This is a genomic window from Halomonas cerina (assembly GCF_014192215.1).
Lineage (GTDB): Bacteria > Pseudomonadota > Gammaproteobacteria > Pseudomonadales > Halomonadaceae > Halomonas > Halomonas cerina.
The window spans coordinates 135,997-147,167 of sequence record NZ_JACHXP010000010.1; the positions used below are offsets into that span (position 1 = coordinate 135,997).

Annotated in this window: 9 protein-coding genes; 5 read left to right on the forward strand and 4 right to left on the reverse strand. The window is 68.2% G+C overall.

The features are described 5' to 3' along the window. Positions 1-75: 75 nt before the first annotated feature. On the reverse strand, positions 76-2,262 hold the full coding sequence (locus FHR94_RS11565; RefSeq protein WP_183325871.1) for a TonB-dependent siderophore receptor: 2,187 nt from the start codon (positions 2,260-2,262) through the stop codon (positions 76-78). Positions 2,263-2,463: 201 nt separating this feature from the next. After that, a complete protein-coding gene (locus tag FHR94_RS11570) occupies positions 2,464-4,266 on the reverse strand; it encodes an ABC transporter ATP-binding protein (RefSeq protein ID WP_183325872.1) in 1,803 nt (600 codons plus the stop codon). A 147-nt stretch (positions 4,267-4,413) separates the two neighbouring features. On the opposite strand from FHR94_RS11570, the gene FHR94_RS11575 reads away from it, so the two are divergent. The 5 genes from FHR94_RS11575 (at position 4,414) to FHR94_RS11595 (ending at position 9,851) form a co-directional block, all read left to right on the forward strand. After that, positions 4,414-5,181 (forward strand): ATP-binding cassette domain-containing protein, encoded by a 768-nt coding sequence (locus tag FHR94_RS11575; protein ID WP_183325873.1) that lies wholly within the window; start codon positions 4,414-4,416, stop codon positions 5,179-5,181. A 15-nt stretch (positions 5,182-5,196) separates the two neighbouring features. Next, positions 5,197-6,069 (forward strand): ABC transporter substrate-binding protein, encoded by an 873-nt coding sequence (locus FHR94_RS11580; protein WP_183325874.1) that lies wholly within the window; start codon positions 5,197-5,199, stop codon positions 6,067-6,069. After that, positions 6,059-8,065, forward strand: a complete 2,007-nt coding sequence (gene fhuB / locus FHR94_RS11585) for a Fe(3+)-hydroxamate ABC transporter permease FhuB (protein ID WP_183325875.1) — start codon at positions 6,059-6,061, stop codon at positions 8,063-8,065. Before FHR94_RS11580 ends, fhuB begins: the two co-directional genes overlap by 11 nt. A gap of 68 nt (positions 8,066-8,133) precedes the next feature. Further along, positions 8,134-8,823, forward strand: a complete 690-nt coding sequence (locus FHR94_RS11590) for a DUF1007 family protein (RefSeq protein ID WP_183325876.1) — start codon at positions 8,134-8,136, stop codon at positions 8,821-8,823. A gap of 47 nt (positions 8,824-8,870) precedes the next feature. Further along, the gene (locus FHR94_RS11595) at positions 8,871-9,851 is read left to right on the forward strand and encodes a nickel/cobalt transporter (protein ID WP_183325892.1); all 981 of its coding nucleotides are present in this window, start codon (positions 8,871-8,873) and stop codon (positions 9,849-9,851) included. Between the two features lie 321 nt (positions 9,852-10,172). Here the strand turns inward: FHR94_RS11595 and FHR94_RS11600 are convergent, their stop codons facing one another. Continuing rightward, on the reverse strand, positions 10,173-10,784 hold the full coding sequence (locus FHR94_RS11600; RefSeq protein ID WP_183325877.1) for a superoxide dismutase: 612 nt from the start codon (positions 10,782-10,784) through the stop codon (positions 10,173-10,175). Positions 10,785-10,979: 195 nt separating this feature from the next. Then, a partial coding sequence (locus tag FHR94_RS11605; RefSeq protein WP_221188460.1) for an electron transfer flavoprotein subunit alpha/FixB family protein occupies positions 10,980-11,171 on the reverse strand: 192 nt, incomplete at its 5' end.

An 11,171-nucleotide genomic window follows, 5' to 3' on the forward strand; every position in this document is an offset into this window, starting at 1 on the left:
GGCTTGCCGACAGATCAGCCCCGAGCGATGGAAGCCTTGATCAGGGTGGGCCCTAACATTGGGCCCAGCGACGACTCAGTAGTACCAGGTCAGGTTGGCCATGACGTGGCGCGGCGCACCGTGGAAGGCCTGGTCCCACTTCAGGCTGGTCAAGTACTTCTCGTCGGTGACGTTGTTGACGTTCAGCGAACCGGTCAGGGATTCGCTGAAGTCGTAGCTCGCCATCAGGTCGACCAGCGCGTAGGCGTCCTGGCGGGTCTTGCCATCGGCGAAGTCACGCTTGCGCTCGATATCGTCCTGCCAGCGCAGCCGGGCCCCGACCTTGAGCCGATCCATGGCAACCGGGCGGTAGCTGGTGGTCGCCCGCATCAGGTGGCGAGGGATATAGGTGTTGGTGGCCTCGCCCTCGGCGTCCTCAATCTCCAGGTAGGTGTAACCGACGCTGGCCTGCCAGCCGGTGGCCAGCTCGCCGGCGAGTGTGACCTCCACGCCCTCGCTGGTGATGCCGTCGACGCCTTTGTGTACCTGCTGGGTACCGATCATCTCCCCCGTCGGCTCGGCGACGTTGTTCTGTTCGATGCGGAACAGGGCCAGGGCCGCATCGGCGCCGCCGTCGAAGACATCGGCCTTGAGGCCGACCTCGTAGCTCTCGCCCTCGATGGGGTCGAGGTAGTCACCGTTGCTGTCGATCTCGGTCTGCGGATTGAAGATCTCGGTATAGCTGGCGTAAAGAGAGGCCTGGTCGGTGACGTCGAAGATCAGGCCGGCATAAGGCGTCAGCTCCTCGTCGACGTCGGTATCCTGGGCGCTGGCGTACTGCTCGCCCACGGTGTCCAGCCAGCTCAGGCGGGCGCCGACCACGGCGGTCCAGCGATCGGCCAGGTCCAGCTTGCCGGCACTGTAGAGGCTGCGCTCCCGGATGGTGGCATCGCCCACGGTGGTGGGGAACGCCGCCCAGGAATCGGGCTCGGGATAGCGGCCACCCCACTCCTCGAGCGGCGGCAGGCCCTCGGTCAGCGCCGTGGTGGGGTAACGCGATTCCTGCTGGTTGCGGCTCTCGCTCCAGTCCGTGCCCAGCACCAGCTGATGGGTGCGTCCGAAGGCCTGGACGACGCCCTTGGCATGCAGGTCGGCGGCCCACTGCTCGAGGTGGCGGTCGTACTGGCTGATGAACAGCTGGCTGCTGTCGACGGTACCCGTGGCAGCATCCGGCACGCCCCAGATATAGAGCAGCTGAGTATCGGACACCATGTCCAGATAGTTCACCGTACCCTTGACCGACCAGTCGTCGGAGAACCGCTGGGTCAACTCGACGAAGCTGCGCTGAGTCTCCACGTCCCAGAAGGACCAGTCGGGCGCGGAGGTGGTGGAAACGTCATAGTCGGTAGGGACGCCAGCCGAATCGTAGAGGGGCAGCGAGCCCCACATGTTGCCGTCGGTATCGTTGCGCTGCCAGGTGTGGCCCAGGGCCAGCTGGGTGCTGTCGGTCAGGTCGGCCTCCAGCACGCCGTAGAGCACGCCCCGCTCCCGATGCAGCCGATCCAGGTAGGAATCGGTATCCAGCCCCGCGGCCACTAGGCGGCCACGCACCCGCCCCTCGTCGTCGAGGGGACCGGAGACATCCAGTTCCAGGCGGCGATGGTCATCGCTGCCTAGGGTGCCCGTGACGGACGCCTGAGGCATCTCGGTCGGCCGCTTGCGGATGAAGTTGACGGTGGCCGCCGGATTGCCCGATCCGGACATCAGGCCGGTGGCGCCTCGCACCACCTCGACACGGTCGTAGACGGCCGTGTCGACATCGCCATGGACGTTGTTGTAGGGCATCGGCACGCGCAGGCCGTCGATCTGCAGGTTGGAGATCTCGAAGCCTCGCGAGGTGAAGTAGGTCCGATCGGTTTCCAACCGTTCCACCGTCACGCCCGGGGTGGTCTCTAGAACATCGTTGATCGTATGGAGGTTGAAGTCCTCGATCTGGGCTTGGGTGACCACCGAGACGGATTGCGGGGTCTCGCGAGGCGTCAGGTCGAGCTTGGTCGCGGTGCTGGTACGCGAGACCCGATAGTCGTCGGACCCCTCGGTGACGATCGACAGTGCCTCGGCCTCGACGGTCACCGTCTCGAGCTCCTCGGCGGACGCATTCTCCTGAGCCAGCAGGGCGGGCGACATCAGCACGAAGGCGCCGGCGGTAGCCAGGCCGAGGGCCCGGCGTACGGCCAGGGCAAGCGGGTCGACCCCGAAGGGGCGGGAAGCGGGATGGGACATGGGTGAGCGAGCCTTCAGTTCTCATGCAACGGGAACGCGCATGATAATGACTCCCATTAATCTAAACAAGCAAGAATGCTTCGCGTTTGCTTGAGATCAACGAGCCCTCACTCACCAGGAGGTTCAGAGATGGCGGACGAAGACCACACCGGCGGCCCTAGGGCCGCCGGTCGAGGAAGGGATGGGGAAAGAAAACAAATCTTAGGTCAGGGGCGCGGGCGCCACCTCGACCTCGCCGGTCTGCACCCGCCACTGGGCAGCATAGCGGCCGTCCCGGGCGAGCAGCTGCTCGTGGCGCCCGCGTTCGGCCACCCGGCCGGCCTCGATGACCGCGATCTCGTCGGCGTGGACGATGGTCGACAGCCGGTGGGCGATCATGATCACCGTGCGACCATGGCCGATACGGCTGAGCGAGCGCTGGATGGCCGCCTCGGTCTCGTTGTCCACCGCGCTGGTGGCCTCGTCGAGCACCAGGATGGGCGGATCCTTGAGCAGCGCCCGGGCCAACGAGAGCCGCTGGCGCTGACCGCCGGACAGGCGCACGCCGCGCTCGCCCACCGGAGTGTCGAGCCCCTCGGGCAGCGCCCGGATGAAGTCCCAGGCCTCGGCGGTGCGCGCCGCCTCGATCACCTCGCCCTCCGAGGCGTCAGGTTTCCCGTAGGCGATATTGTCACGCACCGAGCCCTCGAATAGATAGACGTCCTGGCTGACCAGGCCGATTGCCTGACGCAGTGATGCCAGGCTCACCGAGTCGACCGGCTGGCCGTCGATCAGCACGCGTCCCTCATCCGGGTCGTGGAAGCGCAGCAGCAGCTTGATCAGGGTGGACTTGCCGGAACCGGTGGCCCCCACCAGCGCCAGGGTATGGCCCGCCGGCACCGCCAGATCGATGCCTTCAACCCCGGCGCCGGACGCGCCATAGCGGAAGGCGACCCGTTCGAAGGTCACCGCGCCGCTCACCGGTTCTTCCAGGGCCCGGTCGGTAGCGTCAACGACCTGGATCGGCGTGGCGAGCAGGTCGAGGATACGTCGTGTGCTGGCCATGGCGCGTTCGAAGAGGTCGATCACTTGGGCCAGGCCGGTCAGCGGCCACAGCAACCGCTGGGTGAGGAACACCAGCACGCCGTAGGCCCCGACGTTCAGGTCACCCCGCAGCGCCATCATGCCGCCCACGGTGAAGGTGGCCAGGAAGCCGGTGAGGATCGCCATACGGATCACCGGGATAAAGGCGGAACTGATCCGGATGGCGCGCCGGTTGGCCTCCACGTAGGCCTCGCTGGCGGCGCGCAGGCGCTCGGCCTCGCGGGCCTCGGCGGTAAAGCTCTTGATGGTGGCGATGCCCGCCAGGTTGTTGGCCAGCCGGCTCGAGAGGTCGCCGACCCGCTCGCGGACGTCGGCGTACAGGGGACCGGCCTTGCGCTGGAAGTAGAAGGCGCCCCAGACGATCAGCGGGATAGGGGTGAAGGCCAGCAAGGCGATCAGCGGCGAGAGCACGAAGAACACCGCGCCCACCGCCACCACGGTGACGCCGACCTGGATCATGGCGTTGGCCCCGCCGTCGAGGAAGCGCTCGAGCTGGTTGACGTCGTCATTCATGGTCGCCACCAGCTGGCCCGAGCTCTTCGCCTCGAAGAAGCCCATGTCCAGGCGCTGGGCGTGCTCGTAGGCGTCCTGGCGCAGGTCGGCCTGCAACCGCTGGGCCAGGTTGCGCCACAGGATCTGGAAGAGGTACTCGAACAGCGACTCACCGGCCCAGATGAAGAAGGTCAGCACGCCGAGCACCAGGATCTGCTCCTGGGCCGTGGTGAATCCCAGCCCGGCGACGAAGCTCTCCTCCTGGTTAACCACCACGTCGATGGCCACGCCGATGAGGATCTCCGGGGCGATATCGAAGAGCTTGTTGAGGATCGAGCAGAGGCTGGCGGCGATGATGCGACGCCGGTACCCCCGGGCATAGCGCAGCAGTCGCCCCAGGGCCTGGAAGCTGGAAGCGGTGGAAGACATCGGGACTTTCCTTGTGAACGAAGGCCCAAGCCTACGCCATGCCGGGCGCCGGACCAACCGATAACATTGATAAGAATTCTCGTTTATCTTACGCTTTGGCGCGCGATGAGCCGCCCTTCGGCGGCAACCCGGTAGCGGAGCCCTCCCATGATCGAAACGCGCGCCGCCTCCTTCGAGGTCAACGGCCAATGCCTACTGCATCCTCTCGACCTCGCCTTCGAGGAGGGTCGAGTCCATGGCCTGATCGGCCACAACGGCTCGGGCAAGTCGACCCTGCTCAAGCTGCTGGCCCGCCAGCAGCCGGCCAGCCGGGGGGAGCTGCACCTGGACGGCAAGCCGCTGACGGCCTGGGGTCACCGTGAGTTCGCCCGCCAGGTGGCCTACCTGCCCCAGCATCTGCCCGCCGCCGAGGCTCTCACCGGCCGCGAGCTGGTGGGCTTCGGCCGCTACCCCTGGCATGGTCTGCTGGGCCGCCACGGCCGCGAGGACGAGGCGGCCATCGACCGCGCCCTCGCACTGACCCACACCGAATCCTTCGCCGATCGCCAGGTGGACACCCTTTCCGGCGGCGAGCGCCAGCGGGTCTGGCTGGCCATGCTGCTGGCCCAGGGCAGCCGCTTTCTGCTGCTCGACGAGCCCCTGGCCGCCCTGGACATCGCCCACCAGGTGGAAGTGCTGGCCCTGACCCGCCGCCTGTGCCGCGAGCTGGGCCTCGGTGTGGTCATCGTGCTCCACGACATCAACATGGCCGCCCGCTACTGCGACCGCCTGGTGGCGCTGCATGGCGGCCGCCTGCTGGCCCAGGGCACGCCGGCGGAGATGATGAACGGCGATACCCTCAAGGCCATCTATGGCATCCCCATGCACGTCATGGCCCACCCCAGCGGCGAGCATCGCGTCGCCATCGCCCACTAGTCCCCGGAGTCGCCCGTGTTCCGCCCTCGACGCGTCCTGCCATGGCTCGCCGGTCTGCTCGCCGCGCTGGTCGCCACCGCGGCCCCGGCCGAGACGCCTCGGCTGGCCACCCTCGACTGGACCCTGGCCGAGACCCTGGTGGCCCTGGAGGCGCCGCCCCGCGCCGTGGCCCAGATCGAGGCCTACCACGCCTGGGTGAATGCGCCTCGCCTGCCCGAGACCACGATCGACCTGGGGCTTCGCAGCCAGCCCAACCTGGAACTGCTGGCAAGCCTGGATCCCGACCGCATCCTGATCTCGCCGATGTTCGCCAACCTTACCCCGCGTCTCGAGCGCATCGCCCCGGTAGAGACCCTGCCGCTCTATAGCCCCGGGCGCGATACCTGGACGGAGATGCGCGAGCTGACACTGTCGGTCGGCGAACTCGTGGACCGTCCCGAGGCGGCGACGCGGTTGATCGAGGCCACCGAGGCCCGGCTCGAGACCCTTAAGGCACGACTGGACGGCACCACGCCCCCGCCGCTGCTGATGGTGCAATTTATGGATAGCCGCCATGTGCGGGTGTTCGGCGACAACGGCCTCTTTCAGGCGGTGCTCGACCGCCTGGACCTGGACAACGCCTGGAACGGCCCCACCAACGCCTGGGGCTTCTCGCTGGTGGGCATCGAGGCACTGGCCGGCCTCGACGCCCGCCTGGTGGTGGTGGAGCCCTACCCCGCCGGCGTCCAGGAGACCCTGGCCGAGGGCGGCCTGTGGGGCCACCTGGTCGAGACAAGCCGTGGCACCCCGCTGATGCTGCCGCCGGTATGGAGCTTCGGTGCCCTGCCCTCGGCGGGGCGCTTCGCCGAATTGCTGGTGTCCGCCCTGGAGAGCGCCGATGCCGTCTGATGCCCTCGTCCGCCCTCGCCGGCCCCGACCCCGTCTGACGCCGGGACGCGCCTGCCTCGTCCTGGGCCTGGCCGTGCTGACCCTGGCGCTGGTCGAGCTGGACGCTCGTAGCGGGCTGGGCCCCGGTCTCGCGGCACTGATCGGCACGCCCGACGAGGCGACGGGGGCGCTGGTGCTGCACTTCGCCTGGTGGCCGCGCCTGGCCATGGCCCTGCTCGCCGGCGGCGGCCTGGCGCTGGCCGGCGTCCTGATGCAGCAGGTGCTGCGCAATCCGCTGGCCGCCCCCACCACGCTTGGGGTGGCCAGCGGCGCCAACCTGGCGTTGATGTCCGCCACCCTGCTGGCCCCCGGCCTGCTGGGCCTGGGGCGGGAATGGGTGGCCCTAGCCGGCGGCGGCGGCGCCATGGCGCTGGTCTTCGCCCTGGCCTGGCGACGCGGCCTGGCACCGGTGGTGGTGGTGCTCGGCGGCCTGGTGGTCAATCTCTACTTCGGCGCCCTGTCCATGGTGTTGCTGCTGTTCCACCAGGAGGAGCTTAAGGGGCTGCTGATCTGGGGCGCCGGGTCGCTTTCCCAGAATGGCTGGCAGGACGCTGCCTTCCTGGCCCCGCGCCTGGCACTGGGCGCCCTGGCCGCGGCCTGGCTGCTGCGCCCCTTGGCGGTGCTGGAGCTCGACGAGGCCGGCGCCAAGAGTCTCGGCGTCTCGCTCAAGCACCTGCGCCTGGCCGGCCTGGGGCTGGCGGTCTTCCTCACCGGCTGCGTGGTCAGCGTAGTGGGGATCATCGGCTTCATCGGCCTGGCCGCCCCCAACATCGTGCGCCTGGCTGGCGCCCGCCGCCTGGGCGCACGGCTGGTCTGGTCGACGCTGCTCGGCGCGTTGTTGCTGGCCACCACCGACCTGTTGCTGCAGCGCTTCTCCGGGGCGCTGCCCACCCTGATTCCCACCGGGGCCACCACCGCGGCCCTGGGCGCGCCGCTGCTGCTGTGGCTGATCCCGCGGCTGCGCCTGGGCGGCGAGGCCCCGCCCCGGGAGGCCCGCGCCATCGGTACCCGCCACCCGGCGCCCGGGCGCCTGGCCATCTGGCTCGCCTTGTCACTCACCGGGCTCGCCGTGGTCGCGCTGCTGGCCGGCCAGACCGGGACCGGCTGGCACTGGGCCGCGCCGACCGACTGGGAGCTGCTGCAGTGGCGCCTACCCCGGACGCTGGCCGCGGCCGGCTGCGGGGTGATGCTGGCCATCGCCGGCACCCTGATTCAGCGGCTCACCGGCAACCCCATGGCCAGCCCCGAGCTACTGGGCATCAGCGGGGGCAGCGCCATCGCCCTGATGGGCGCGATCTTCCTGCTGCCCGCCCCCGACAACCTGACCCTGGTGGGCGCCGGCACCCTCGGCGCCCTGGTCACTCTGGCGGTACTGGTAGGGCTGAACCGCAAGAGTGGCTTCCAGCCGGAGCGGCTGCTGCTCACCGGCGTGGCCATCACGGCGCTGTTCGATGCGGTCAGGGCCGTCGTGTTGGCCGGTGGCGACCCCCGTGGCCAGCAGGTGATCGCCTGGCTCTCCGGCTCCACCTACTACGTCGACCTGCCCAGCGCCCTGACGGTCACCGGGGCGGCCCTGCTGCTGGCCCTGGCCGCCGCACCGCTGTCCCGCTGGCTGGACATCCTGCCCCTGGGCGGCGCCACCGCTACCGCCCTGGGGCTGCCCCTGGCACGCTCGCGACTGGTTCTGCTGCTGCTGGTGGCTCTGCTCACCGCCGGCGCCACCCTGGTGGTCGGCCCGCTGTCCTTCGTCGGTCTGCTCGCCCCGCACCTGGCCCGGCTGCTCGGCTTCTCCCGGGCCGGCGCGCACCTGCTCGGCGCCGCCCTGACCGGGGCGCTGCTGATGGTGCTGGCCGACTGGCTGGGCCGCCAATGGCTGTTCCCCGAGGAGATCCCCGCCGGCCTGGTCGCCTCGCTGCTGGGCGGCGCCTACTTCATGTGGGGGTTACGGCGACTATGAGTGATGCCCGGCCGAACGCTCACCACCCAGCGTTGCCACCCTCCCGCTGCTGCCATAGGATATCGACCATGCCGTCTCCACGCTCATCACGGGGCGGGGCCGGGCGCCGCCTCCTTGCCCTCGGCCTCGCCTGCGTCCTGTCTCTCTGGCCACTGCTGAGCCCGGCCCACCCTCACGGCTGGGTGGACGTCTCGGTGCGCGTGCAGATGGATGAGCGCGGTCGGGTCGAGGCCCTGCACCAGCGCTGGCGCCTCGATCCCTTCTACAGCCTGCTGCTGCTGGAGGAGCTGAGAGCCGCCCAGGGCGAGGCCCCGATGGAGGCCCGCCTCGACCAGCTCGGCGTGGAAATACGTCACAACCTGTCACCACAGCACTACTTCACCCACGTCACTCAAGACGGCGAGGCGGTCGAGCTGGGCGAGGTCGACGACTTCACCACCCTGGAGCGAGACGGCCGTGTCGTCCTCATGTTCCGGCTGCCGCTGGCCGAACCCCTGCCATTGGACCAGGCCGCGATGCACTACCGGATCTATGACCCGACCTACTATATCGAGGTGCTGCATGAGGCGGATGGCGACACACCCCGGCCGGACGCGCTGCGCGTGACGGGAGGCGACTGCGCCACGCGCATCATCGCCGCCGACCCCGACCCGGTCCAGGTCACCGAGGCGGCGAGCCTGGACCGCACCGAGCGGGCGCCGGAGGGACTGGGGCGCTTCTTTGCCGAAACCGGAGAAGTGCGATGCGATCTCCCCTGACTCCCTCCGGAAGCACCGCGTCCCGGGAACCTGATTCCGCGACGGCCATGCGTGGTGCCATGCCACGCCCGCCTCGTCTCCGGTGGCATTGGTTCGTCGGACTAGGCGTGTTAGCGCTGGCGGTGCTCGGCCTGGCCTGGTTCGCCACCGACCAAGGCCTCGGGCTGCAGTTGGTTGCCTGGCAGCGAGATCTCCACCGCGCCCTGACGGAGGCGATCGCCTACCTCGACGCCGTTCCCAGCGCGACCGCCTGGTTGAGCCTGCTCGGCCTCAGCTTCGGTTACGGCGTCTTCCATGCCGCCGGCCCCGGCCACGGCAAGGCAGTGCTCAGCACCTATCTGCTCAGCCAGGGAGGCGCCCTGCGCCGAGCCCTACTGCTCTCCTGTCTGGCCTCGCTGCTGCAGGCCCTGGTGGCCATCGCCCTGGTCACGGTGCTGGTCCATGGCCTGGGCTGGCTGACGCGCCAGGCCATGGGTTCGGTGATCTGGCTGGAGCAAGCCAGCTATCTGCTGGTCGCCATGCTGGGGCTCTGGCTGTGCTGGCGCGCACTGGCCCACTCGCGTCACCATGCGGCTGCCCATGACCATGATCATGACCACCACGAGTGTGACTGCGCCCATCATCTGACGCCCCGACAGGCTGATGACTGGCGGAGCGCCCTGGCCGTGGTGGCCTCGATCGGCATACGGCCCTGCAGCGGCAGCGTCTTGCTGGTCGGGGCCGCCTCCCTGCTGGGCCACTACTGGGCCGGGGTGCTGGCGGTGCTGGCCATGGCGGTGGGAACGGCCCTGACGGTCTCGGCACTGGCCTTGGCCAGCGTGATGGCCAGGGGGTGGGCCGAGCGTCGCCTGCAGCGCTCACTGCACGGGTCGGGAATCACACGATGCCTCCGCTTGGCCGGCTTCGCGGGGGGCCTGCTTATCCTGATCCTGGGCCTCTCCCTCTTCATGGCCGGGATTCACGCTCCCGCGGACATCCCGCTCCTCGACGCGGCCCCTACCTCCTCTTCCTCCCCCTTCGGGGGGTAATCCCATGTCTCATCGAACCGGTGGTTGGCTTCAAGCGGGTCATAACGTCGTACCGGACATAGCGGGACAGCCGAGTATCGCCATCGATGCTCTCGCCCACGCTACGTCTCGCCCACCGCCGAGCGTGAGCCCGACCACACCATTCTCGGTGAAGAGGTAATCCAGCCAGACCGAGGCCTGATGGCCTCGCTACTCGGCGGTGCCTACTTCATGTGGGGCTGCGGTCCACACCTGCCAAGAACTGAGGCCAGGCTCGCCCCATCCGCAAAAGAGCCGCGCCTCCGGGGAGGCGCGGCTCTGGCACAGACAGCCGGGTAACCGTCAACCGGTCGCCTTCTGGTAGCGACGTTCGACGTCCTCCCAGTTGATCACGTTGAAGAAGGCCGCCACGTAATCCGGGCGCTTGTTCTGGTACTTCAGGTAGTAAGCGTGTTCCCAGACATCCAGGCCAAGGACCGGGGTCTTGCCGTCCATGATCGGGCTGTCCTGGTTGAGGGTGTTCTCGACCACCAGCTTGCCGTCCGGCGTCACGTTGAGCCAGGCCCAGCCACTACCGAAGCGACCGAGTGCGGCCTTGGTGAAGGCGTCCTTGAAAGCATCGAAGCCGTCTAACTCGCTGTCGATGGCCTGGGCCACCTTGCCTTGGGGTTGGCCTCCCCCTTGGGGCGACATCATCTGCCAGAACATCGAGTGGTTGGCATGGCCACCGCCGTTATTGATCACCGCCTGGCGCTTGTCTTCCGGCACACGATCCAGACTGGCGAGCAGTTCCTCGACATCGAGTTCCTCGAGCCCGGTACCCTCGAGCGCTGCATTGAGGTTGTTGACGTAAGTCTGATGGTGACGGGAGTGGTGGATCTCCATGGTCAGCGCATCGATATACGGCTCCAGGGCGTCATAGCTGTAGGGAAGTTCGGGAAGGGTATGCGGCATGATCACTCCTCCGTGCAGATGTCAGGTGAAGTTGAAACCGTCGACACCCATCAGGATGGCAGACTGTTCGCCATGTCGCTAATAGTTCTCGTTATATCTTGTATAGCGATCGTTAATCAAGCCCTACCGGATATACAGAGGCCGGCCCGGAGGCCGGCCTTCATCTGCGGCAGGGCGTGAAGGCCCCGACCTTCCTTACAGCTTCTGCTCGAGCTCGGGCAGCACCTCGAACAGGTCACCCACTAACCCGTAATCGGCCACCTGGAAGATCGGCGCCTCCTCGTCCTTGTTAATGGCGACGATCACCTTGGCATCCTTCATGCCCGCCAGGTGCTGGATGGCCCCCGAGATGCCCACGGCGATGTAGAGGTCCGGGGCGACGATCTT